Origin of the sequence: Aureimonas pseudogalii, from assembly GCF_014196835.1 — a bacterium.
Classification (GTDB): Bacteria; Pseudomonadota; Alphaproteobacteria; order Rhizobiales; family Rhizobiaceae; genus Aureimonas; species Aureimonas pseudogalii.
Genome location: NZ_JACIEK010000028.1, coordinates 1 through 23,776 on the forward strand (window position 1 = coordinate 1; position 23,776 = coordinate 23,776).

Genomic DNA, 23,776 nt, shown 5'->3' on the forward strand with positions numbered 1-23,776 from the left:
CCATCAGGAGCTTTCGACATAGTCGTACTCATAGGCGGATGCCTATGCCTTATCGGCTATGCCACCTGTCCGGTCAAAACGGGGTGCGCTCCACACACATGCAACGAAGCTAAGCGATGAACGATCCGCATGACCTACACCATGTCACTCTGCCTCATTTGACTTCGGGGCTTTAATGCTGCGGATGAACGCTCCGAGATGGGAGAAAAACTCTGCGAAGGTAGGCTCGGTTCGGTGTCGCATGGCGACCTCGGTCAGAAGTTTCAGGCCGATGCAGAATTCCGAAACCTCATCAACAGGAACGATATTGTTGACCCGTGTGCGCTCGATAATGGTCGCCAGATCGTCATGATTTTGAAATTCGAACTGGCAGACCTCCTGTCCGACCGCGTTGCCCCGTTGGTCGGAAATGTGCGTTAGAACCAGTTGATATGTGTGTGGCATCTCGTTGCCTTTCCGATCGCATGTGACCAAATAGGTGATAATGTCATCTAAGAGAAAATTGGGGACATAGTCAACTAGATGATGGACAGTCGAGCAGGTGATGACGCGATCGTTCAGCTTTTAGGCGCGATTGCTCGCCAGTTTCATGGCGAGCTTCGGCAAGCTTCCGAAGGCGACAGCCTGAAGGCAACTCCGTTTCAGCATGAAATCCTCGCCTATATCGGACGACATCCGGGAACCGGCGTCATGGGCCTTTCAGAACTGGCTGGGCGGGATAAGGCGCAGGTGACGCGCATTGTCGGCGAGCTTGAAGCGCTTGGCCTGATCACCCGCGAGCGATCAACAGCCGACCGTCGCGCGACGCGACTGAACCTCACCAACAGGGGAGAACTCCTGTTCCGTCAGATATTGGATAAGCGTGGCAATCTCGCTTCGGCCATGTTGAACGCGCTCGACCCCAACGAGAGGGCCGCACTTCACAGCATGCTCGTAAAAATGCGCTCCGGTTTGGCAGAGGTCGGACACCGATAGCTTGAACGCATACAAGGCGGTTTCAAACGGTCGTCGCAACAGGGTTCGTTTCTGTTTTCTTCGACCATTGGTCAAGGGCTTCGGCAGGGGTCTTCGAGCCGAGAGTTTTGCGCGGCCTGGAAATTGAGCGTTGCGGCAATGGCGGCAAGCGGTCCAGCGGTATGCGCTCAGATCCGTTCCTTCGGGGAAAGTATTGCCGCAGCAATCCGTTCGTATTCTCGTTCGTGCCGCGCTGCCAGGGACTCCGGGGATCACAGAAGTAGATCTCGAGGCCCGTATCGATCTTCAGCGCGGCGTGCTGGGCCATCTCGGCGCCCTGGTCCCAGGTCCATGAACGGCGTAACTCGTCAAGCAACGCTACGACAGGGCGTGCAATGGCATCACGAACAGCCTCGGCACCATGCCCGGCGAGCGCAGGACCGTTATTGGCTCGCGGTCTGTCACCAGGGCCTTCCAGGCGCGGCGGATGCAGCAGCATCGTGAAGCGCGTCGTGCGTTCAACGAGCGTGCCGATCGCCGAGCTCTCCAGCCCCAGGATGAGATCGCCTTCCCAGTGTCCTGGAATGGCCTGGTCGGACGCGTCGGCCGGGCGTTCGCTGATCGTGATTTCGGGGGGAGACAAAGCCCTTGCCTCTTTGACCAACGCGAGCCCGCGGCGTGCGCAACGCCCGGTTCGAAGGCATGCTGTCGGTTCACGCCGGAGCACACCGCGACCCCGGATGAAGAGCGCCCGATAGATGGCTTCGTGGCTGATGCACATCCCCTCATCACCTGGAAAGTCGACGGTGAGACGGTTGGCGATCTGCTCCCGGCTCCAGGCCTTCGCCCATCGTCGGTCCTTGCGCTGGCCATGCCGTCGGTTCTTCCAGGGAACATCAGGGCCGGGAACGGCAACACCCTTCGGCGTCGCGACCATTCCGGCGAGCCGTTCCTCGACATAGATGCGCAAAGCCGTGTTGAGAGCAAGCTTGACGGCTTTCGGCCGCCGACCCGATCGTTCGGCATGCCGTTGGGCGGTCGTCGCTCTAGACTCCAGGCCGCCGCCGCGTGTCGCGGCGTTGCGCCGTAACTCTCGCGAGATCGTCGAGGCGGCCAGACCCAATCGGCGCCCGATCTCCCGCCTCGACAGGCCTTGGACACGAAGAAGCGCAATCTCTTCGCACTCGGCAAACGCCAGATACCGCCCGGACAACGGCTTGACCGACGGCCTCAACATCGCTGGTGGCATGCCGTCCGCCTTTCGGAACCAGCGGGCCCCAACAGGAGCCGACATGCCCGCCGACACAGCAGCATCTTCGCTGCTCATCCCCGTAGCAATACCGGACCAAAACCGTTGGAACTCGGCTCGTGAGGCCAAGGGTGGCCGTTCCGGTGACGGCAATGGCGCTTTTCCCGAAAGATCTGATCTTCTTCTCTTAATGTCCATTGCAACTTCCTTCGTTCAGGTGTTGCGACGATCGATTGATTGGAAGTTGGCTGCCTCGATCCGCGTGGTGAATGAGCCCGGCGGCGGGGCCTCGGACAGCAATGGCGCGGCGGAGGGCCGACAGGACCAACTCCTTGTGCAGGCGATCACTGGTGGCCCAGCCGACGACGCGTCGGGCGAAGAGGTCGATCACGACAGCCAGATACAGCCACCCCTCCCGCGTCCAGACGTAGGAGATGTCCGCGCCCTCGCAGCCGACAGGCGCATCCTGGCATGCGCCGATAGGCCGTTTCTGGTTCGGACCGCTCGCCGCGAAGCCCTCATCCAGGAGGCTCGGCGCGATCGGGAAGGCGGGAAGGCTGTCGGTGGTGCGCTTGAAGCGCCGCTTCTGCCGGGCTTTCATCCCGTTCTGGCGCATCAGGCGGGCAACGCGTCGGCGCCCGATCGGCAAGCCAGCGTCGCGTCGCTCGCGCACCATGCGCGGGCTGCCATACGTCCCCTTCGACACGGCAAAGGCTGCCCGAACAAGAGCGAGCAGCATCAGGTCGGTACGCTGACGGTGACAAGCCGGACGCTCCTTCCAGGCGAAGGAACCGCTCGGACTGAAGCCGAGGACCCTGCATTGGCGCTGGACAGGACCATCCTTCTTCGCCGCGTCGATGAGACGGAACCTCGTCGACTTCCCTCCTTGGCGAAAAAGTCGCGGCACTCTTCGGGATCTCGCGCTCCTGGCGAAGGATCTCGTCGTCCGCTCTCGCAGGCAAACGGATAGGCTACTTCAAGACGGAATCTTCTGTTCAAGATCTGATCTGGGAACAGTCCCCCTGGCCCGTCGACGCGCAGCGGCTGAAGGATGGAAACTCCAGCAAGATGGCTCAGACGATCCAGCCCGTTGAGCGGCTGGATCCGCCTCTGGCGCCCGCAACGGACGGCGTCTCCCTGAACGAGACCGGCGGCACCGGTGGCTTTAGATCTTACGTCGTGCTGGTTCCGGGCATCAAGCTCGGCATCGTTGTCCTGGCCAACCGCAACTATCCCAACGAAGTGCGTGCCGAAGCGACCCGGCGGTTGATCGAAGAGGTCGAGGCCGCTTCTTCGCATTGACGATAGGTGGCCGGATGGAAGCCCTTCCGGCCACAGCTCTCGCCTAGAGACCCAAGCGGCCCGTTCGGTTTCGCCTCCCGAACCGATAGGCACAGGGGAAGCGAACGTCGGTGTCCTCGAGATGCAGGCAGGCCGCTACGAGAAGGTCTGGAGAACTGTCATGAAGGCGTGGCGGTCGCTCTGTCCCTCCGTCAGCCTCACCCGGCTCTCGATGTCCGCGAGGTGATGATCCATCAGGTCCTGCGCCGTGCGGAGGTCGCTGGCCTTCAGGGCGCCGACGATCTGGCGGTGGTGGTCGGCGCCGCAGTCGTCCTGCCCGCCTTCCTCGTAGAGCGACATCACGAGCGACAGCCGGGCGACGATCTTCGACAGCACTTCGGTGAGGACGGGATTGCCCGCGATCTCCGCGAGCGCGATGTGGAACTTGCCGGACAGGACCGTCTTCGACTTCTCGTCGCCGTGGTGGTGAATGCGCTCCTCGTCGTCGGTGAGGCGCCGCAGGTGCTCCAACTGCTCGGGCGTCGCGCGCGCGACGACAAGTTCCAGAAGGAGGCGCTCGATCTTGCGCCGCGCCTCGAACAGGCTCCGGGCCTGTTCGGCGCTGGGCTCCGCCACGAAGGTGCCGCGGTTGCGCTTGCGCTCGAGAAGGTGGTCGCTCTCGAGGACGCCGAGGGATCCGCGCACGACCGTTCGGCTCACCCCGAAATGCTCCGCGATCGCCTCTTCGAGAATCTTGGTTCCCGGCTTGAGCGCGCCCTCCCCGATCGCGGCGGCGAGCGTCGTGCGGATGCGCTCCGAGATGTCGTCGTTGCCGTCCGCGTCGACCGCCGCGCTGCTGGCGGCCGTCGCCTTCCCGCCCTGTCCGCGTGCCTTCTTCATCGTCATCCCATCCCTGGGCCGCCCCACGCGGCGGGCGACCCGCCGGGTCGCCCCGGCCATTCTCTTTCCCAATGTCGCGCAGACGCGCAAGCCCCTATGCCGCCTCGCGCTGGCCGATGGCGGGCGACAGGGCGATGCCGCGCTCGGCGCAGACGGTCTCGATGTGCCGCGCGGACCGGCGGACGAAGCCGATCGCCTCAGCGAAGCCGTAAGGTTGGTTCTCGTAGGTGGGATACCCGTACTGCTCGCGCTCGTAGGTCTCCCAGTCGGGAACCTCGCCGGAGACGACCCGGCGTTCGTAGGCATCGACCATCGCCATGTAGTCGGCGAGTTCCTCGGCGGTCAGGTCGGGATGGGCCGCGCGCCAGACCGGATCGTCGATCTCGATGCACTGTCGGGGATGGGCGGTCCGGCGCTTGTCCTCGCAGGACTGGGCGACCTCGAGCGACAGGTTGAGCGAGGGGTTCGCAGCGGCGAGGATCGACAGGATGGCGCCGAAGTCGACGATGCCCGTGCCGCACGGGCGCGTCTGGAAGTCGAGCCCGCCGGTCGCGCGCCCGACATAGGCATCCTTGACGTGGGTCTGGCGGACATGGGGAGCCAGGCGCCCCGCGGCCCGGACGGGATGCTCCCCGCGCTGGAGGCCGTTCGCCGTGTCGAAGACGACGCCCACGCAGTCCTCGCCGACGGCCTCGATCAGGCGCAGGATCTCGAAGGAGGTGATCTCGTCGTGGGTCTCGATGTTGAGATGGGCGCCATTGGCCCGCGCGGCGGGCGCGAGCCGCCGCAGGACGTTTTCCATGGCACGCAACTGCTCGTCCCAGGTCACGTCCGTGCGGAAGCGGTCGTTGGCGAGGCGGCCACGGTACTGCGCCTTGAAGTTCCCGGGGGACACCCAGAGCTCGCGGCAGCCGATCGCTGCGCCGGCCTCGATCATGCGGGTGAAGCCGGCGATGATGTCGCCGTCGCCGACCGCCCGCAGTTCGGGCGCCTCGGCGCTGCAATAGGGATTGATCTTGCCCACACCGCTTTCGAGGTAGAGACCGAGCGCATCGGCCTTCTCGCGGATCTCCCGCAGGAGGCCGCGGTCGAGCGTCGGGCTCATGTCGAGGACCGTGCTGAAGAAGATCCCGGAGAGGCCGAGGTCCTTCACGTGGTCGAGACTGGCGAGGGGGCCGCGCTTGCGGACTTCGGGCAGCTTCAATCCGTCGATGCCGAGCTTCATTGGGTGTCGTCCTCCATGGGCATGAACGTGGTGCGGCCCGGCGCGAGACCGGCCGCGGGAGTGGAAAGGCGGGGGGCGTCGGGCTCAGGCGACATCGTGGCCCGGCTTGGTCCTGGCTGCGGCCGAACGGTCCTTCGGCGCGAGGCGGGTCTCCAGGACGTGCTGGCCCAGCGAGGCGATGGTCGTCAGCGCGAGGTACCAGATCGAGGCGACGAACAGGAGCTCGATGACCAGGAAGTTTCGGGCGTAGATATGCTGCGCCTGTGTCAGGAGGTCCTGCATGCCGATCACCGACACGATGGCGCTGGCCTTCAGCATCCCGATCGCCTGGTTGCCCGTGGGCGGGACCACGAGGCGGAGCGCCTGGGGCAGCACCACCGTGAGAAAGGCCTGCCGCGACTTCATGCCGAGAGCGGCCGCCGCGTCCCGCTGGCCCCGGTCGACGGACAGGAGCCCGCCGCGCACGATCTCCGCCATGTTCGCGGCCTCGTGCAGGCCGAGGGCGAGGAACCCGGCAAGCGCGGGCGTGACGAGGTCGTTGATGGAGATCGCATGGTCGCCGAAGCCGACCTGCGGGACGAACAGCGCGATGTTGAACCAGAAGAAGACCTGAACGATCAGGGGCACGCCGCGGAACCACCAGACGAAACCCGCGGCGATCGCCTTGAGGACGATGTTGCCGGACGTCGCCATCACGGCCACGAGGCAGCCGAGCGCGATCCCGAACAGCATGGCGCCGAACGTGAGCTGGAGCGTCAGGACCACGCCGGAGAGGATCGAGGGATGGACGAGGTAACGCGGGATCTCTGCCCACTGGACGCTCTGGCTCCGGGCGACCAGGAGGCCGAAGCCGACGAGGAGCGCGAGGGCGAAGCCGCCCGTCGTCACTTGTCCCCAGCGGATGGAGCGTGGCGGCGTGGGGTCCAGGGCGAAGGCCGTGGGGGGCGCGGTCGAGAGGGACATCGCCTCACTCCACGGGCATGCTGGCGGCGTCGTTGACCTTGACCGTCTCCACCGCGAGCGGCCCGAGGCCCCACTTCTCCATGACGGACGCATACGCCCCGCTGTCGACCATCTGCTGCAAGGCGGCGACGACGGTATCGCGAAGCGGCGCGTTGTCCTTGGCGGTCAGCATGCCGAGATAGCCGACGGCGAGACGCACGTCGGGAAGCGCCTCCAGCCCCTTGCCTCTGCCGATCTGGTTCTCGGTTGTGTAGACGCTGGTCGCATAGCCGTTGACCGTCGCGTCCGCCCGCCCCGTGCGGACGGCCTGGAGCACGTCCGGCATCTTCGGGATCGACAGGATCTCGATCGGCGTCGCGCATTTGGCCGAGGCGGCTTCGACCAGGCGGGCCTGGAACGTGCCGACCGGCACGGCGACCTTGCGGCCGCACAGGTCGCCCATGCTCTTGATGCCGAGCGGATTGCCCTTGATCGTCATGATCGTGGTCGCGTCGTACATGTAGTCGATCACGTCGACCTGCTTCGCGAGTTCCGGGTCGTCGTTGATGCCGGAGATCGAGATGTCGAAGCGCTTCGACAGGATGGACGGCACGATCGCCGCGCCCGCGCCGACGTCGGTCATTTCGACCTTTACGCCGAGGATGATGCCGAGCGCGGTCGCGAGGTCGGCGTCGATGCCGATCAGCGACCCGTCGTCGGCGCGGAAGCTGATGGGCGGGGTCAGGTCGGTGGCCACCTTGAGGACACCCGCCGACTTGATCGAGGCCGGCAGGGCATCGACGAGCTTCGGGGTGAGGACCACGCCCGGGAGCTTCGACAGCGCTTCGTCCATCGAGACCACGTCCCCGGCCGCCCCCGCCGTATGCGGCGTGAGCGCGAGGATGATGGCCGTGGCGCCGGCCAGGATGGCATTCCCGTGGATGCGAAAGCCGTTCATGCGAACCTCGTCTCGTTGCGTTGGGACGTGAGCGTCACGAACACGTCTGCAACTCCCGTGCCATTCCGAAGCCGGGAACGGACAAGCCGGGCGGGTCAGGGCACCGCCTCACCGAGACTTTGCCATCACCCAATCTCCGCATAAACTTTCGCATATATTTTCGACACCGCTGCAAAGGTTTTCATCGTCGTGGTCGGTAGCGATGGAAACGCGTTCAGATGAAGGGTGATGCACCTTGCGATGCCTGCAAGGCTGGCGTCTCGTCGCTCGCCGCTTCCCACCCGGCCTTCGACCCGAGCGCATCCGAACTGCCCATAAAACGTTACATCTGCGACGAAATTGTTCAAACTTGTTGCGAATCTTTTTTCGAAAGCCGCACTGAAAGGTTCTGCGATACGTCGTTTGAATATTTTTCTCAAGTATTTTCGAGGGATAGCGATCGTCGTGCTCGAATGACGTCCAACTGGCACGGTGTTTGCTAAAGCGATCGTATGGATACGTTCAACGCACCATCCTCGCTGCAGAACCGGTCTCTCTCCCTTTCGGGGTCGAGAGCGGGGCGTTCGCCGGGATCGCCAATCGAAGCGAGCACCATGCGAGACATCGCCGACACGAAGCAGAGCAAGCGTCTCAGCGTGCGGAGCCTGACCCACAGTTACGGCGCGCAGGACGCCATTCGCGACGTCTCGTTCGACATCGAGGCGGGAGAGATCGTCGCCCTGCTCGGACCCAGCGGTTGCGGCAAGTCCACGGTGCTGCGCGCCGTGGCGGGGCTGATTCAGCCGAAGGCCGGACGCATCGAGCTGGGAGACGAGGACCTCGCAGGCGTCTCCGCCCGCTCGCGGGGCATCGGCATGGTGTTCCAGAACTATGCCCTCTTCCCGCACCTGACAGTCGCGGAGAACGTCGCCTATCCGCTGGCCTGCCAGAAGGTGCCGCGGGCCGAGAGGCGAGCGCGCGTCGAGGAGATGCTGTCGCTCGTCCGGCTCGAGGGTTTCGCGAACCGCCTGCCGCGCGAGCTGTCCGGCGGCCAGCAGCAGCGTGTCGCGGTGGCGCGCGCCATCGCCGGGCGTCCTTCGCTCCTGCTTCTCGACGAACCCTTCGGCGCGTTGGACCGGGCGTTGCGGTTCGATCTTCAGGTCGAACTCCTGCACCTGCAACGCACGCTCGGCATCACGACGCTCATCGTGACGCACGACCAGGAGGAGGCGCAGAGCCTCGCGAGCCGCCTGGTGCTCATGAACAAGGGGCAGGTCGAACAGATCGACACGCCGATGGCGGTCTATGACCGGCCGAGCACGCTCTTCGTCAACACTTTCATCGGCCAGGCCAATCTCCTGCGCGGCAACGTGGTGCGGGTCGATGCGGACCGAACCGAGATCGCTCTTGCCGACGGCCGGGTGCTCCACCTCCCGCGTCGCCTGAACTTCACCCCGGGATCGCCGGTCGCCGTCACCTTCCGCCCGGAGGAGCTCCGGCTTTCGGTGACGGATGGGGACGCGGCGCTGCCCGTGCGCGTCACCGTCTCCGTGCCCTTGGGGCCCTCGCTCGTCCACGACCTCGTCCTCGCCGACGGGACGGGCCTGCGGGCCTCCGAGACGCGAGGGCCGTTCACGCTCCTTCCCGCACCGAGCACGACCCTCTTTGCCACCATCGACACTGCCCGGTGTCACGTCTTTCCGGACGCGCCGGACACCACCGCGTAAGCATTCACCCCAACGAGGTCGACCATGACGCAGGACATCAGCATGAACCGCCGCAGCTTCGGACTGCTCCTTGCCGGCGCCGCGGCCTCCACAGCGCTGCCGCTGCGCGCGCTGGCCGCCGGCGAGACGGCCGTCGCCGCCACCTTCCCCGGCAACTGGGAGGACGGCTATCGCACGATCCTCACGCCGCTCGTCAAGGAGGCGGGCTACGACCTCACGGTCGCCCCCGCCATGGCGCAGGACCAGCTTGCCAAGGTCATGGCGAGCCCCGCGAGCCCGCCCTACGACACGCTCCTCATGTCGCCCGGCCAGATGGCCGTCGCCGTCGAAAACGACATCATCCAGAAGATCGACCCGAGCCGCCTGACGAACTGGGGCATGCTCGATCCCGCCTTCCAGGGCGAGTACGGCCCGACCGTGACCGTCGAGGTCAACGGCATCGCCTACAATCCCGATCTCGTGCCGCGCCCGAAGGGCTACCGCGATCTCTTCGAAAATCCCGCCTACGCGGGGCTGGTGTCGTGGACGGGGGTCGCCTCGAACACCGCCGTCATGGCCTATACCCAGATCGCCCAGATCTTCGGCACGGGCCCGGAGGACATGGACGCCGTGTTCGAGCTGTTCCGCCAGCACCCCGAGCAGCTCAAGGGCGTCGTCGACTCGACCAACCATCAGATGACGCTGTTCCAGCAGGGCGAGATCGCCGTCTTCATGTGCTCGACCGGAAACGTCGCACGGCTGAAGGCGCTCGGCCTCGAGGCCGAGTTCGTCCAGCCCGAGACGGGCTCGCCCGCCGCGCCCGTGAACATCCACCTCACCAAGGGCGCGAAGAACGTCGACGCGGCCTACGCCTACATGGACGCCGCCATTTCGAAGGCCGCGCAGGACAAGCTGAAGATGCCGCCGACGGCGATGTTCCCGACCAACCGCGAGGTCGAGCTGACGCCGGAGATCGCGGCCTTCGTCACCCGCGAGCAGCTTCCGACGCTGGTCTATCCGGACTGGGTCGCGATCAACCGCAACCGCGCCGACTGGATCCGCAAGTTCGACGCCGTGGTCGCGGGCTGAGGCCGGGTCGATGAGGGCGGGCGGTTTTCCCTATGTCGTGCCGATGCTGCTTCTGTCGGTGGCGTTCTTCGCGACGCCGCTCGCCGTCCTCGTCGGCTTCAGCGTCTCCGGCCCCGAAGGCGCGACCCTGTCGAACTTCGGGCGCTTCCTCGGAGACCCGTTCAACTTCCGGGTTCTCGTCAACACCGCCCGGCTCGGCCTCGAGACGGTGATCGGAACGACGCTCCTCGGCGTGCCGATCGCGCTGCTCTACTGGCACAGCGGCCGCACGATGCGGCAGGTGATCGTCTTCCTGACGCTGATCCCCATGCTGACCAGCAACGTCGTGCGCACCTTCGCCTGGATCGTGATCCTCGGGCGCCAGGGGCCGATCAGCGAGGCTCTCGTCGCCTTCGGCCTGACGGGACGGCCGACCAGCCTGATGTTCACCGAGCTCGGCCTCGTGATGGCGATGGTCCAGATCGACCTGCCGCTGATCATCCTGCCACTGGTCGCGATCCTCTCGCGCACGCCGACCCAGTTCAGCGAGGCGGCAGAGGTTTCCGGTGCCGGTCCCTGGCGGATCGTCGCGACGGTGCTCCTGCCCCTCATGCTGCCGGGCCTTCTCGCCGGCTGGATCCTCGTGTTCGCCAGCACCAGCAGTTCCTTCGTGACCCAGGCCGTCATCGGCGGCGCCCGCAACGTCTACGTTCCCCAGCTCATCTACCGCGAGGTCGGCACGCTCTTCGACTGGCCGCTCGCCTCGGCCATCGCCGTGGTGCTGCTCCTCTCGACCGGCTGCCTGCTGGTCGGCATGACGATGATCTCGCGCCACAGGAGGCTGGTCGGCCATGCGTGAACACCGCGGGAACCCCGTTCCGCCGCTTCTGTACAAGGCGTTCGTCTTCGGTTTCGGAAGCCTCTGCCTCGTCTATCTCATCGCCCCGATCGTCATCGCGCTGACGATGTCGTTCACGGCGGGACAGTCGCTGAGATATCCGCCGGAGGGCTTCTCGCTGCGCTGGTACGCGGCGCTTCTCGATCCCGTGCGCTCGGCCACCGAGCATGCCGCCGCGTGGAACTCGCTGAAGATCGCCGGGCTCGCCGTCCTCGGCAGCCTCCTCTTCGCCGTGCCCGCCACGATCGGCATGACGAAGCTGCGTCGCGGCACGGTCGGGGCCATCGAGCCGCTGCTTCTCGCTCCGCTCGTTCTTCCCAGCCTCGTCTACGGCCTCGCCGCGCTGATCGTGGCGAGCTTCGTCGGCATCCAGCCCTCGCTCTGGCTCACCGTCGTCGGCCACGTCGTGGTCTTCGGCCCGCTGATGTACCGGGCGGCGTCCGTCGTCGCGCAGTCGCTCAACCCTTCGCTCGCCGAGGCCTCCACGACGATGGGCGCATCCTGGTTCACCACGCTGCGCCGGGTGACCCTGCCGCTCCTGACGCCGGGGATCCTGGCCGGCGCCTTTCTCGTCTTCATCCAGTCGTTGGACAACGTCTCGGTGTCGCTCTTCCTCGCCGACGCCCGGACCACCGTCCTGCCGCTGCGCATGTTCGCGCTGATCGAGGAGTCGCTCGACGTCCGCGTGGCCGCGATCTCGGGCGTCCTGATCGGGCTGACGCTCATCGTTCTGCTCGTGGCGCGACGCGTCCTGGCCCCGCGCCCGGCCTGAACACGCGTCACGGCAACCCTGAACTCACCTAAGGAAACGACGTCATGACCCTGCATGCGGCCAAGGCCGGGGCCTACCGGATGGGATCCCTTCTCGAAGGATTCGAGCCGGACTTCCACTTCGACGCGCCCCTGCCGCTCCCCGTCGAGGAGTTCGAGGAGCGGCTCCGCCGCATCCGGCGACAGGCGGTCGAGGTGGGGCACGACGCCGTCGTCGTCCATGCGGGAAGCGTCGGCTGGTTCCATGCCTCGAACGCGTATCTGCGCTACATCTGCGACTGGATGCGCGAGGGCGTGCTGATCATCCCGACCGATGCCGACAAGGCGCTGGTGCTTCTGTCCTTCTTCACGCAGTCCGTGCTCCTCCCGCCGGGCGGCGAGCCCGTTCTCGTCGACGAGATCTGGCAAATCGGGCCGATCGGCCGCGAGTACGCAGACCGTCCCGGCGACTCGGTGGTCAAGACAGCCGAGAAATGCGCCGAGATCCTCGGCGATCTCGGGCTCGCCAGGGGACAGATCGGCCGGATCGGCGACCGCACCTCGCTGACGTTCTGGGCGGCACTGGACGAGTTCATGCCGAAGGCGAAGTTCGTCGCCGACAACGCCATCCTCGACCGGATGCAGAAGGTCCGCTCGACCCGGGAGATCGGTCTCTTCCGAGCTGCGGCGCAACTCGTCAGCGTGGGCACGCAGGCCGCCTACCATGTCACGAAGCCGGGCGTGACCGACCACGAGATCTACGCCGCCTTCACCGCCGCGCAGCTTGCCCTCGGCGGCGAGACCGGAGACGGCTACCAGATCGGCATCAACGCCTTCGGCACTCACTGCGGCAAACCCTACGGCCACGTCGTGCGGCCAGGCGACCTCGTGAACCTCTACATCTCCAACGTCACCTATCGCGGCTACACCGCGCAGACCGCACGCATGATCGCTGTCGGAGAGATCACCGAACGACAGGAACAGGTCCTCGCGGCCTGCACCGAAGGAGTGAAGCGCGCCGAGACGCTGATCCGCCCGGGCGCCCTGATGCGCGACGTGAACAACGCGGCCTTCGAGCCGATGATCGAGCACGGCCTGCTGACGTCTCCGGAGGCACGCACCATGCCCTACAACTGGGCGCCGATGCCCGACGGCGGCGCCCGGCTCGTTCCCTACCAATATGTCGAGGACGCCGACTGGGAGGCGCAAGGGCGCAAGCTCATGCACGTCTATCCGGCGACGCAGGGGCCCCACAATCCGAACCTCGGCCATTCCGTCGGCATGGCCGGTGGACAGAACAGCTTCAACATCTCCTCGCACAACTACGACCGAATGGAGGAAGGCATGGTCTTCGTCCTCCACACCCAGTGGCTGGAGCCCCTGTCGGCCGGCTGCAACATCGGCGATCTCTACGTCGTCACCGCGGACGGCTTCGAGAACCTCAGCCGGCACACGCCGCTCGAAACCTTTCGCGTCGCCGCCTGATGCCAGACAAGACCGCCCCCATGTCCCACACCCATTTCGACTTCGCCGCGCTCACCGAGCGCGAACGCTACAAACTGTTGATCGGCACGGTGATCCCCCGGCCCATCGCCCTCGTGACGACGGTCGATGGCGAGGGCCGCCGCAACGCCGGCCCCTTCTCCTTCTTCAACGTCCTGACCCACGACCCGGCGATCGTGGCGATCGGCGTCGAGAACCAGGCGGACCTCAGCTTCAAGGACACGGCGCGTAACATCGACGAGACCAAGGAGTTCACCGTCCACATCGTGGACGACGCCCTCGTCCGTCAGATGGAGGTCTGCGCCATCAAGTTCGGCCCGGAGGTGGACGAGCTGGCCGAGGCTGGACTGGAGACGGCGCCGGGCGTGATGGTCGCCAGCCCGCGCATCCTCGCCGCCCCGGCCGCTCTCGAGTGCCGCCTCCACTCGGTTCTCCGGGTCAGCCCGGCGCGCGAGATCATCCTGGGAGAGGTCGTCGGGCTCTTCGTGCGCAGCGACGCGCTCGATCCTTCGAACCTCCACATCGACCAGCAGGTGATGGATGTCGTCGGCCGGATGGGCGGGTACACCTACGCTCGGACCCGCGACCAGTTCGACATCAAGACCCCGTCGAAGGAGGACTGGGCGGGGCGTTCACGGGAGGCGACCGTCGAGGCGTAGGCCCGACGCACCCGTCGACGGTCTCCCGCCGTCCGCGGATGTACAGATCCGGAGTTCGAACACGCCGTCGAGCGACGTGTCGGGCTGTCCGCTTCCCGACGCTCGTGATGAGAAGCGAACATTCTGGTTTACATCCGGCCTCGCTATTGGAGCGGCCGAAAAAACTGCTCCCAAGCGGCCGATCCATCCGCGAAGACCGAGATAGACTTCTACACTTCTGTACTCTCGGCGAGTGCCGGGGCATCTTCGACATTCACACCAAGATAGCGAACCACACTCTCCGTCTTGGTGTGCCCAAGCAGGATCTGCACGGCCCGAAGGTTGCCGGTTGCCTTGTCGATGATCGAGGCCTTCGTTCGCCGAAGCGAATGGGTAGCGTAAGGCTATGCTGTCCAGCACCCCAAACGCAGAAGAGACCGATGCCCGCGCTCCTGTTCATCAGTCATCCCGAGGTGGTCGTCGATCCCGATAAGCCGGTCGAACGATGGTGCCTGAGCCCGGCGGGAGTGGATCGAATGCGAGCTTTCTCGCAGTCCTCAATTCCCTCGAAAGTCAGATCAATCTGGTCGAGCACTGAGACGAAGGCGATCGAGGCCGCCGGCATTCTGGCCGGAGCTCTCGGTCTCGGAATTGGCATGTCGCGGGACCTCGGCGAAAACGACCGCAGCGCCACCGGCTTTCTTCCCCCAAAGGAGTTCGAAAGCGTGGCGGATGCGTTCTTCGCATTCCCTTCCCAAAGCGTTCGTGGGTGGGAAAGAGCCTTTGACGCGCAGGCCCGTATTCAAAAGGCTGTCGCCCGGATCGCGGGCGACCACGGGGATGGCGACCTTGCCATCGTCGCACACGGAGCGGTTGGCACTCTTCTGTTCTGCGCTTTATCGGGAAAGCCTATCGCCCGCTCCGGCGACCAGCCCTTCCAGGGGCACTACTGGATGGCCGCCCTTCCCACACTGGGCCCGATTGAAGGCTGGACACCGATTGCGCCTCGCATCTGACGGTCTGCTCTTCCGCCAATCCCGCCTAAACCGGACAGTTGCCTCTCCACCCGTCCGGTCTCGTGCGACAAAAGAGGCGGACGCCCTGAAGCGGTCCATCAGTTCTCGACCTGACAAAGTCATAGCTGAGGTTGAAGTGGCTTCCTGAACGCGAACACTGCCTCCTCATTCCTATTGAACCGAATTTTCTTCGCCAAGCCGCTAAGCCGCTTTCGCCAAAAAGCTTCGATCCAGATCCATCAGATGCTCGACCCCGAGCAGCGCCATATCGCGGTGGATCTCTTCCATCAGGATCGCGATCGCCCTTTCGATGCCCGAGAACCCGAAGGCCGATGCCGCATAGAGGAACGGCCTACCGACGAAGACGAAGTCCGCTCCCAGAGCAATCGCCTTCAGCACGTCGGTTCCCCGACGGACACCTCCATCGAGCATGACCGCGGCCCGTCCACCGACCGCCTCCACGACCGCGCCCACGACATCCAGCGGTGCCACCGTCCCGTCGAGCTGGCGACCGCCATGATTGGACACGATAATTCCATCGACACCGCGCTCGAGGGTAGCCAAAGCGTCTTCAGCCCGGATGATCCCCTTCACGACGAGCTTGCCGGGCCAGCGCGCTCGGATCCGTTCGAGATGGGTCCAGTTCAGATGGTCGCGCTTGCCGAAGTCACGCATCACCGAGCGGGCGACGATGGGCGCCCCCCGTGTGGCGTAGGAGTTCTCGAAGTGCGGCACACCGTGGCGCAAGAGAGTGCGCATGAAGGTAGCGCAGGTCCAGCGAGGATGCGACAGTCCCTGCCAAGCCAAAGCCAGGCTCGGGCGGAGCGGCGTCGAGAAGCCGGCGCGGACGTTGTTTTCCCGGTTGGCCAGTGTTGCCGTGTCTACCGTGAGCACGAGCGTGCCGAACCCCGCAGCGATCACGCGGTCGACGAGCGCGTCGATGCGATCGGGCTCGCCGGGAAGATAGGCCTGGAACCAGGACGAGGGCGCGGCCGCGGCGATCTCTTCGAGGGGGATCAGCGAGGATCCGCTCATGATCATCGGAATGCCCGCCGCTTCGGCCGCTCGCGCCAGCACGATATCTCCGCGATAGGCCATCAATGCCGAGATGCCCATGGGCGCGATGCCGAAGGGAGCGGCATACTCCGTTCCCATCAGCATGCGACGCTGGTGCCGCGCCGACACGTCGGTGAGGACCCGCGGACGAAAGCGCAAGCGGCGGAACGAGGCCGCGTTGCCGTCGAGAGACGCGTTCGTTTCGCTGGCCCCGGCGATGTAGCCGTAGAGCGGGCGCGGCAGGATCCGTCGTGCCGGCGCCTCGAAGTCGTCGAGACAAAGGACGTTGCCAAGCGCCCTCGACGGCTTCTGGTCCGTCCGGTTCGGGAAGGCCTCCCGCCGGGTGGCGACGAAGCCACCCGGCGGGGCTCTATGGCTGTCCGTCATCATTCGGCGCTCCTCGGTCTTCTGCGCCCCTTCGCGCCATCTGCAAGCTTGCCGACGGCCGACAAAGGATCGGCAAACGTCGTCGAAAGATACGGCCCCGTCAGTTTTCGCTTTCCTCGAACGCGACGTTTCGCTTCTTCCGGATGGACGGCAGCACCATCATCAGGAGCATGATGCCTGCCACCGCGAGGAGCACGGCGCTGATCGGGCGCTCGAAGAAGACCAGCGGGTCGCCCTGCGAGAGAAGAAGGGCACGACGCAGGTTGGTCTCGAGAAGCGGTCCGAGAACGAAGCCGAGGAGCAGCGGCCCCGGCTCGCACTTCGCTTTGCGCAGGATGTAGCCGAGAATTCCGAAGAGGATCACCAGGGCGACGTCGAAGCCGCGGTTGCTGACGCTGTAGACGCCGATGCAGCAGAACATCAGGATCGCCGGATACATCAGGCGATACGGCACTTTGAGGAGCCGAACCCAGAGGCCGATCAGCGGCAGGTTGATCACCAGAAGCATCGCGTTGCCGAGCCACATGGAGGCGACGAGACCCCAGAAGAGTTCCGGCTGGTTCTGGATGACCCCGGGACCCGGCGTGATGCCGTGAATGGTCATCGCGCCGAGCATCATCGCCATGATCGAGTTCGAGGGAATGCCGAGGGTCAGGAGGGGAATGAACGAGGACTGGGCGCCCGCGTTGTTGGCCGCCTCCGGTCCGGCGACGCCCGCGATCGCGCCCTTGCCGAACGTCTCCGGCGTGCGCGAGATCTTCTTCTCGACCGAGTAGGCGCTGAAGGCGCTGAGGGTCGCGCCACCGCCCGGCAGGACCCCAAGGACCGTACCGACGGCCGTGCCGCGCAGCACGGCGGCCCAGCTCTCCCTGAACTCCTGACGTGTCGGCCAGAGCCGACCGATCGTGCTCTGGAGGATGCCGCGCTGTTCCTTCGATTCCAGGTTCACCGCGATCTCGGCGACGCCGAAGAGGCCAACGGCGATCACGACGAACTCGATGCCATCGTAGAGCTCGGTCGAACCGAAGGTCAGCCGCGTCGAACCGCTGTTGACGTCGATGCCGACCATGCCGAGCAGGAGGCCGAGGCAGACCATGCCGATCGCCTTGATCACCGAGCCATGCGCGAGAACCGTCGCGGCGAGGAGGCCGAAGACGCAGAGAGCGACGTACTCCGCCGGCCCGAACGACAAGGCGAAGGAGGACAGCGTCGGGCCGGCGATGGCCAGCGCGATCGTCGCCACGGTCCCGGCGAAGAAGGACCCGAGGGCCGCGATCGCGAGGGCGGCGCCCGCCCGTCCCTTTCTCGCCATCTGGTACCCGTCGATGGCGGTCACCACCGCGGAGGCTTCGCCCGGCAGGTTGACGAGGATCGCCGTCGTCGAGCCGCCGTACTGAGCGCCGTAGAAGATGCCGGACAGCATGATCAGGGCGGCGAGCGGCGGCAGGAAGAAGGTGATCGGCAGCAGGATCGCCACCGTTGCCGTCGGGCCGATGCCCGGCAGAACGCCGATCAGCGTGCCTAGAAGCGCGCCGATGAAGCAGAAGAGCAGGTTCGTGGGCGTCAGCGCCTCCGAGAACCCGAGCATGAGAAGATCGAAGAACTGCATGGGTTCACATCCAATCGGGGGACGGAGGTCGGGATCAGAAAGGCCAGATCGGCATCTGGACGCCGAGGCCCTCGATGAAGACCAGCGCACCCGCGGCCGTGAGGACGGCCGTGGAGATCGCGATCTCCTTCCAGCGGGACTCCTGGTCGGCAAGGCTGCCGATCACGAGAAGCCAGACGGTCGCCACGACGAAGCCGAGCGTCTCCGATGCCCAGGCGAAGCCGGCGATGGCGACCACCAGGATCACCAACGGCTTGACGTTGACGAGCCCCATCCGCTCCGCCGGCTTCACGACGCCCTTCAACAGCACGAAGATCCCGATCGCGATCAGGAGCCCGCACATCACCCGGGGCAAGAACCCCGGGCCCATCATCGCCGGCGTCCCGAAGGCAAGGCTCCGCCCGGCCCAAAGGCCAAGCGCGCCGATGCCGATCAGGAGGACGCCGGCGAGGAGGTCGGGAAGGTCTCGCTTCCCGGCCACGCTCGCCGAGCGCATCACTGCACCCAGGGCGTCGCCGCCCAGATTTTGCGGAACTCTTCGAGACGGGCCGGCATCTGTGCCTCCCACTCGGCGCCCGGAAGATAGGCGAGCGGCAGGGCGAGCTGCCGGGCCTGCTTCTGGAACTCGGGATCGTCGAGGGTCGCCTTCACCGCTTCGGCGAACTTCGTGGAGATGTCCTCAGATGTCTGGCGAGGCGCCGCGATGCCACGCTCGGAGGTCATGAAGACCGGGTAGCCCTGTTCCGCCGCCGTCGGCACGTCCGGCAACTGCGGCGAGCGCTCCTTGCCGAAGTGGGCGATCATGCGCAGGCCGGACGTGTCGTTGCCGCCGTACTCGCTGATGTTCAGCCCGCCCGCGGTGATCTGCGAGCCCAGAATCGCTGTCCGGGTTTCGCCCGCCCCGTTGAACGGGATGTGGGTGAAGGTCGCGCCTGTGGACGCTCCCAGGAGGATGATCGCGAGATGGTCGTCCGTTCCGACCCCCGAAGAGCCGAACGAGGTCGCGCCCGGGCTCGCCTTCGCAGCTTCCACGAAGTCCTTCAGCGTCTTGATCTCGGATGCGGCGGGAACGATCACGGCCGACGGATCGTCCACGATACGGGCGATCGGCTTGATGTCCTTCGGATCGTATCCGAGCTCACGCTGGACCTGCATCGACAGGAAGCCCGGCGTGTTGATGTAGGAGAACGTGTAGCCGTCGGGGTCGGCCTTTGCGAGGGCTGTATAGGCGATCTCGCCGGAAGCACCCGGACGGTTCTCGATCACGATGTCGGCGCCGAGGTGCTTTTCGAGGAACGGCTCCAGGGCGCGGGCCATCACGTCCGTCGATCCGCCGGGCGCATAGGCGACGATCATCTGGATCGGCCGATCCTTCGGCCACTCGGCGCGGACCGCGCCGGAGGCGACGGCCAGGATGATAGCGGCAAGCATTGCCGTCTTCGTTGCAGACATCGGTGTCCTCCCAGACATAGGTTGGATGCAGCGCCCCGGTGCGCCGCTATTCGGGTTCCGGGTGTCCTCCCATGGCGACCGACAGTCTGGCGGCGCCTTCGAGGAGAATGGGCAGGTGTTCGGCGACGAGGTCGCCGGTGAAGCGGCTCGGCGGGCCGGTCAGCCCGAGCGCGCCGAACAGCTTGCGTCCGTCGCGGAACACGGGGGCGGCAAGGCTGGCGATCTGCGGGTCGCGCTCGCCGCGCGTGCAATGCCATCCCCGGGCGAGGATCTCGGCGGCCAGAGGTTCGGCATCGCCGTCGAAGGCCAGGATCACGCGGCCCGGCGCTCCGCGGTCGAGCGGAAACGCATCCCCGACCCGAGCCGCATGACGGATCGACTGCGGGGAGTCGTGCCGGAAGAGGCAGACCCGCTTGTCGCCCTCGCGGACGTAGAGGGCCGCGCTTTCCTTCGTCCGGTCGCTCAGCTCGGCCAGCAACGGCTCGACGATCGCCGCGGGACGGAAGGTGGATTGATAGATCGCGCCGAGACGCACGAGCTTCGGCCCGAGCCGCCAGCTCGCGTCCTCGTTGCGCAGGAGCATGCTCGACTTGGCGAGCGAACGCGCGATGCGCAGCACCGTCGCCTTGTCGAGCTCGGTGCGACGCGAAAGCTCGCCGAGCGACAGCGATCCGTCGCGCTCCGTAAATGCCTCCAGCAGCGAGACGGCCCGCTCGACGGCGGCGACCCCGTTTGCGTTTCCCGGCATGTGATCCTCCCAAAAGGTGCTAATCGTTGTACTAAGTACAACACCTTTTCAGCTAGTACAATAACTGTTACGCCAGCCTCGTCAACCCTGGGAGGAGGTCGCATGACGATGGACAAGACGGGTCGGGACGACCCGCGAAGCGACGGCGCCCGCTACGCTGTGCTGGTGACCGGAGCGGAGCTGGTCGAGGACGCCAGGACGTTGCTCGCCGACAGCGGCGTGCGGGTGATCTACGCCGACGGGTACGCGTCGTCGGCCGAGCTCGCCGACTTGGCCCGCACGGAAGCGATCGACGGTCTCCTCGTGCGTCAGGGCAAGATCGACGCTGGCGTCATCGGCGCGTCGCCTCGCCTGAAGGTGATCGCCAAGCACGGCAGCGGGGTCGACAACATCGATCTCGCCGCCGCGTCCTCACGCGGCATCCCCGTCCTTCGGGCGCTGGCCGCCAACGCCCAGTCCGTCGCCGAACTCGCGGTGACGCTGTCCATCACACTGATGAAGGACGTCGGGCGCCTCGACGCCGCGGTGAAGGACGGGGAGTGGCCGAAGACGAAATATGTCGGCCGCGATCTCGGCGGTGCCGTCTTCGGCGTCGTCGGCTTCGGCGAGATCGGGCGACGGGCCGCGGCTCTGGCACGCGGCCTCGGCATGCGGCCCCTCGCCTATGACCCGATCGCAGAACCGGGGCTGACTCCGGATGGCACGGTCGTGGTTCGCGAACTGGACGAGGTTCTCCGTCAAGCCGATGTCGTCAGCTTGCATTGCCCTCTGACGGACGAGACCCGTCACCTCATGAACGCCGAGCGTTTGTCGCGCATGAAGCCCGACGCCTTCCTCGTGAACACGGCGCGCGGGGCAGTGGTCGACGAGATCGCCCTCGTGACCGCCCTTCGAGCCGGAACGATCGCGGGCGCTGCTCTCGACAGTTTCGAGGAAGAGCCGCCGCGAGCCGACCATCCGCTGTGGAGCCAGCCGAACGTCTTGGCGACGCCGCACGTCGCAGGAGCAAGCCGCTCGGCCCTTCGCAACATGGCCGTCCAGAGCGCATCCGGGATCATCGGCGTGCTCCAGGGCAAGGGCTACGACGAGCGTTCCTGCGCGAACAAGCCGGGATCGCAGGCGGCCTGACGGCCGATCCGCGTGAACTTGTGACACCAGACAGCAAAGGGAGAGTGGACATGATCGGATTCAGGGTTCTGCCCGTTCGTCGCCGCGTCGACGCGCAGTGGATCGAGAAATACCGTGGGCTTCCTGTCGCGAACGTCAGCGACGTGATGTCCCGCATGACGGCGGGTGGGCCGTCTCTCCAGCCCATGTATTCCGGCGGCCGCATGGTCGGGCCTGCGGTGACCGTCCGGACGCGTCCTGGCGACAACCTGATGGTCCACAAGGCGCTCGACCTCGCCGAGCCCGGGGACGTCGTGGTGGTGGACGCGGGCGGCGATCTCACCAACGCGATCATCGGCGAATTGATGGTGGCTCATGCCGCGCAGCGCGGTCTCGGCGGCATCGTGATCTACGGGGCCATCCGCGACAGTGAGGAACTCGGTGAGGGTAAGTTCCCGGTCTTCGCGTCGGGCGTCACCCATCGCGGGCCCTACAAGGATGGCCCCGGCGAGGTGAACGTCCCGATCGCGATCGAGGGTATGGTGATCGAGCCGGGCGACCTCGTCTGCGGCGACGCGGACGGTTTTCTGGCTGTCCCGTTCGAGCATGTCGCCGAGATCCACGCCGCTGCGTCGAAGAAGCACGAGGCCGAGACGCGGCAGATGGAAAACATCAAGGCTGGCCGCAATGACCGTGCGTGGGTCGATGCCACACTTCAAAAACTGGGTTGTACCGTCGAACTTTAATTCGGCCGGACGGCACCTCGTAGCCAACCGACAACTTGTGCTGTGTCTACGTCAGCCTCTACCTGCATCGTTGAAGCAGACGTATGACCTCGACTTTGGAGAAGGTTGCTTCGAGCGGAAAGCAGTAGATGCGCTTCCGGACCGCAGTCACGAAGAGCGGCTGGTCCGCTGGCGACCCTTCTGCGACGCGCGGTGAATGGATCCGCTTCCTTGGAAGTGGTCATTTGCGGAGACTGTTGCCTGCTTCAGCCTCATGGTAAGACAAACCGTCGAAATGGCAGGCTTGGTCTGGGTAGGCCCAAGCCCTTCCCATCCGGGAAGCTCTGGTCCGGCCTGTGCCGTGATCCCCCGACAGTCCCGGCGCCGTCAGGCGCCATTGGGTCTGTCCGGGTGCCGTTCGACGAGGCTCCTTGACGGACGTTGCAAGGAGTTCTGCCTCATGCCCGTACGCGGTCCCGTCCTCGTTTTTCTTGCCAGTGGCACCCGGGGCAGCGCCGTCGTGCGCGCGGTGGAACGCCGCGGCCATGCCGTCAAAGCATTCGTTCGCACACGGCCAGCCGATAGTTCGAGACCGTCGTCCAGCTTCGTGCTCGGGGATCTGAACGACATGGCAAGTCTCGTCGCTGCAGCGCAAGGCTGTGCGCACGCCGTGCTCCAAGTGCCGACGGGTCCGGAAGCCGTGATGGTTCGGCAGACCGGCAATGCGCTTGACGCGTTTCGCCGAGCTGGCCTGCGGTCGGTCGTCCTCAAGCTTGCAAGCGCCAGCCGTCCGGCACCCTGCGACGAGCCGAGCTTTGCCGCCAACGCGGCGGTCGAGGCGCTGGTGCGCGGGGCGGGTCTACCCTTCGTCATCGTGCGACCGACGATGTACCTCGACAATCTCCTGAAGCCTTCGGCCCGGACGGACATCATCGAGCGTGGAACGTTCTCGCCGCCGGTCGCGGTCGGGCAGCGCATCGCCTGGACGAGCGCCGACGACTGCGCATCGGCTGCGACCCTGCTCCTGGAGCAGGAGCGATATGGCGAGGATCATCGCATTGCCGGGCCGGAAAGCGTCGATGGCGAGGAACTCGCCGCACGCCTGACCCTGGGCCTCGGCAGGCCGATCACCTACCGCGCCGAGCCGCTGGACCTTTTCGAGCGAGACGTGGAAGCCGCGTTGGGGTCGGGCATGGGACGGCGCATCGCCTCGAAGTTCCGCTACTTGCGCGACCATCCAGACGATGCGGATCGCATTCTGGCAGGCTCGCGGGATCCGGTGACGCTTCCCGGCTTGAAGCCGACGACCATCGAGGCTTGGGCTCGTCAACGGCGCGAGGCGTTCCGCTGACAGAGGCATGGAACGGGCATCTTGCCAGAAGCCGAACGGCAGCTTTCGCGGTTCGGCTTCTCGATTGCTGACCGGCAGAAAACCACCGAGTCGAGTCACTGGGCACTAAGCTCAGGACTCATTGATCGGCTCCAGAAGATGACGGTGGCTGCGATGCCGGTGGCGGAGAAGGTGTGGGTGCATCGGTCGTAACGGGTGGCGATACGCCGCCAGTCCTTGAGCTTGGCGAACAGGTTCTCGACCTTGTGGCGCTGTCGGTAGAGGGCCGCGTCGT

At 65.7% G+C, this 23,776-nt stretch carries 23 protein-coding genes and 2 pseudogenes; 12 read left to right on the forward strand and 13 right to left on the reverse strand.

Going from position 1 to position 23,776, the window contains the following annotated elements; all coding sequences use genetic code 11:
- Positions 1–144: 144 nt before the first annotated feature.
- Positions 145–444, reverse strand: a complete 300-nt coding sequence (locus GGR04_RS22585; protein ID WP_183202704.1) for a DUF3861 domain-containing protein — start codon at positions 442–444, stop codon at positions 145–147.
- Between the two features lie 78 nt (positions 445–522).
- Here GGR04_RS22585 and GGR04_RS22590 point away from each other — a divergent pair, with 78 nt between their 5' ends.
- Complete coding sequence (locus tag GGR04_RS22590; RefSeq protein WP_183202705.1) at positions 523–975, forward strand: MarR family winged helix-turn-helix transcriptional regulator; 453 nt, start codon at positions 523–525, stop codon at positions 973–975.
- Positions 976–997: 22 nt separating this feature from the next.
- Here the strand turns inward: GGR04_RS22590 and GGR04_RS22595 are convergent, their stop codons facing one another.
- A complete protein-coding gene (locus tag GGR04_RS22595) occupies positions 998–2,401 on the reverse strand; it encodes an IS30 family transposase (RefSeq protein WP_210291943.1) in 1,404 nt (467 codons plus the stop codon).
- A gap of 16 nt (positions 2,402–2,417) precedes the next feature.
- Positions 2,418–3,156: pseudogene (locus tag GGR04_RS22600) on the reverse strand (IS3 family transposase); the annotation flags it as partial.
- Positions 3,157–3,271: 115 nt separating this feature from the next.
- Between GGR04_RS22600 and GGR04_RS22605 the strand changes: the two are divergent.
- Positions 3,272–3,505: a serine hydrolase gene (locus GGR04_RS22605; RefSeq protein WP_183202707.1), complete on the forward strand. Its 234-nt coding sequence runs from the start codon at positions 3,272–3,274 to the stop codon at positions 3,503–3,505.
- Positions 3,506–3,640: 135 nt separating this feature from the next.
- On the opposite strand, the gene GGR04_RS22610 is transcribed toward GGR04_RS22605, so the two are convergent.
- The 4 genes from GGR04_RS22610 to GGR04_RS22625 all read right to left on the reverse strand — a co-directional run bounded on the left by GGR04_RS22610 (position 3,641) and on the right by GGR04_RS22625 (position 7,509).
- On the reverse strand, positions 3,641–4,384 hold the full coding sequence (locus GGR04_RS22610; protein ID WP_183202708.1) for a GntR family transcriptional regulator: 744 nt from the start codon (positions 4,382–4,384) through the stop codon (positions 3,641–3,643).
- A 94-nt stretch (positions 4,385–4,478) separates the two neighbouring features.
- Positions 4,479–5,609 carry a sugar phosphate isomerase/epimerase family protein gene (locus GGR04_RS22615; RefSeq protein ID WP_183202709.1) on the reverse strand — a complete coding sequence of 377 codons (1,131 nt, stop codon included), beginning with the start codon at positions 5,607–5,609 and terminating at the stop codon, positions 4,479–4,481.
- Between the two features lie 84 nt (positions 5,610–5,693).
- A complete protein-coding gene (locus GGR04_RS22620; RefSeq protein ID WP_183202710.1) occupies positions 5,694–6,572 on the reverse strand; it encodes an amino acid ABC transporter permease in 879 nt (292 codons plus the stop codon).
- A 4-nt stretch (positions 6,573–6,576) separates the two neighbouring features.
- Positions 6,577–7,509, reverse strand: coding sequence for an ABC transporter substrate-binding protein (locus tag GGR04_RS22625; protein WP_183202711.1), 933 nt, complete (start codon positions 7,507–7,509; stop codon positions 6,577–6,579).
- A gap of 593 nt (positions 7,510–8,102) precedes the next feature.
- On the opposite strand from GGR04_RS22625, the gene GGR04_RS22630 reads away from it, so the two are divergent.
- From GGR04_RS22630 to GGR04_RS22655, 6 genes are read left to right on the forward strand one after another with little or no spacing between them, the layout of a single operon-like run.
- Positions 8,103–9,215: an ABC transporter ATP-binding protein gene (locus GGR04_RS22630; RefSeq protein ID WP_183202712.1), complete on the forward strand. Its 1,113-nt coding sequence runs from the start codon at positions 8,103–8,105 to the stop codon at positions 9,213–9,215.
- A gap of 24 nt (positions 9,216–9,239) precedes the next feature.
- Positions 9,240–10,283, forward strand: coding sequence for an ABC transporter substrate-binding protein (locus tag GGR04_RS22635; RefSeq protein WP_183202714.1), 1,044 nt, complete (start codon positions 9,240–9,242; stop codon positions 10,281–10,283).
- 10 nt (positions 10,284–10,293) lie between these two features.
- On the forward strand, positions 10,294–11,121 hold the full coding sequence (locus GGR04_RS22640; RefSeq protein ID WP_183202715.1) for an ABC transporter permease: 828 nt from the start codon (positions 10,294–10,296) through the stop codon (positions 11,119–11,121).
- The gene (locus GGR04_RS22645) at positions 11,114–11,932 is read left to right on the forward strand and encodes an ABC transporter permease (RefSeq protein WP_183202716.1); all 819 of its coding nucleotides are present in this window, start codon (positions 11,114–11,116) and stop codon (positions 11,930–11,932) included. The genes GGR04_RS22640 and GGR04_RS22645 overlap by 8 nt, the downstream gene beginning before the upstream one ends.
- Before the next feature lie 44 nt (positions 11,933–11,976).
- A complete protein-coding gene (locus GGR04_RS22650; protein WP_183202718.1) occupies positions 11,977–13,395 on the forward strand; it encodes a M24 family metallopeptidase in 1,419 nt (472 codons plus the stop codon).
- Between the two features lie 20 nt (positions 13,396–13,415).
- On the forward strand, positions 13,416–14,072 hold the full coding sequence (locus GGR04_RS22655) for a flavin reductase family protein (protein ID WP_183202720.1): 657 nt from the start codon (positions 13,416–13,418) through the stop codon (positions 14,070–14,072).
- A 209-nt stretch (positions 14,073–14,281) separates the two neighbouring features.
- On the opposite strand, the pseudogene GGR04_RS24170 reads toward GGR04_RS22655, so the two are convergent.
- Positions 14,282–14,452: pseudogene (locus GGR04_RS24170) on the reverse strand (tyrosine-type recombinase/integrase); the annotation flags it as partial.
- A gap of 39 nt (positions 14,453–14,491) precedes the next feature.
- Between GGR04_RS24170 and GGR04_RS22660 the strand changes: the two are divergent.
- A complete protein-coding gene (locus GGR04_RS22660) occupies positions 14,492–15,067 on the forward strand; it encodes a histidine phosphatase family protein (RefSeq protein ID WP_183202722.1) in 576 nt (191 codons plus the stop codon).
- Positions 15,068–15,268: 201 nt separating this feature from the next.
- Here the strand turns inward: GGR04_RS22660 and GGR04_RS22665 are convergent, their stop codons facing one another.
- The 5 genes from GGR04_RS22665 to GGR04_RS22685 all read right to left on the reverse strand — a co-directional run bounded on the left by GGR04_RS22665 (position 15,269) and on the right by GGR04_RS22685 (position 20,319).
- The gene (locus tag GGR04_RS22665; RefSeq protein WP_376769889.1) at positions 15,269–16,513 is read right to left on the reverse strand and encodes an alpha-hydroxy acid oxidase; all 1,245 of its coding nucleotides are present in this window, start codon (positions 16,511–16,513) and stop codon (positions 15,269–15,271) included.
- Between the two features lie 97 nt (positions 16,514–16,610).
- Complete coding sequence (locus tag GGR04_RS22670; RefSeq protein WP_183202726.1) at positions 16,611–18,119, reverse strand: tripartite tricarboxylate transporter permease; 1,509 nt, start codon at positions 18,117–18,119, stop codon at positions 16,611–16,613.
- A 34-nt stretch (positions 18,120–18,153) separates the two neighbouring features.
- Positions 18,154–18,615 (reverse strand): tripartite tricarboxylate transporter TctB family protein, encoded by a 462-nt coding sequence (locus GGR04_RS22675; protein WP_183202728.1) that lies wholly within the window; start codon positions 18,613–18,615, stop codon positions 18,154–18,156.
- Complete coding sequence (locus GGR04_RS22680; RefSeq protein ID WP_246393572.1) at positions 18,615–19,550, reverse strand: tripartite tricarboxylate transporter substrate binding protein; 936 nt, start codon at positions 19,548–19,550, stop codon at positions 18,615–18,617. The genes GGR04_RS22675 and GGR04_RS22680 overlap by 1 nt, the downstream gene beginning before the upstream one ends.
- Before the next feature lie 67 nt (positions 19,551–19,617).
- Positions 19,618–20,319: an IclR family transcriptional regulator gene (locus tag GGR04_RS22685; protein WP_183202732.1), complete on the reverse strand. Its 702-nt coding sequence runs from the start codon at positions 20,317–20,319 to the stop codon at positions 19,618–19,620.
- Positions 20,320–20,421: 102 nt separating this feature from the next.
- On the opposite strand from GGR04_RS22685, the gene GGR04_RS22690 reads away from it, so the two are divergent.
- The 3 genes from GGR04_RS22690 to GGR04_RS22700 all read left to right on the forward strand — a co-directional run bounded on the left by GGR04_RS22690 (position 20,422) and on the right by GGR04_RS22700 (position 23,502).
- Positions 20,422–21,447 (forward strand): hydroxyacid dehydrogenase, encoded by a 1,026-nt coding sequence (locus tag GGR04_RS22690; RefSeq protein WP_246393574.1) that lies wholly within the window; start codon positions 20,422–20,424, stop codon positions 21,445–21,447.
- Positions 21,448–21,497: 50 nt separating this feature from the next.
- Positions 21,498–22,172: an RraA family protein gene (locus GGR04_RS22695; RefSeq protein WP_183202733.1), complete on the forward strand. Its 675-nt coding sequence runs from the start codon at positions 21,498–21,500 to the stop codon at positions 22,170–22,172.
- Between the two features lie 439 nt (positions 22,173–22,611).
- Positions 22,612–23,502: an NmrA family NAD(P)-binding protein gene (locus GGR04_RS22700; RefSeq protein ID WP_183202739.1), complete on the forward strand. Its 891-nt coding sequence runs from the start codon at positions 22,612–22,614 to the stop codon at positions 23,500–23,502.
- The last annotated feature ends 274 nt before the right edge of the window (positions 23,503–23,776 follow it).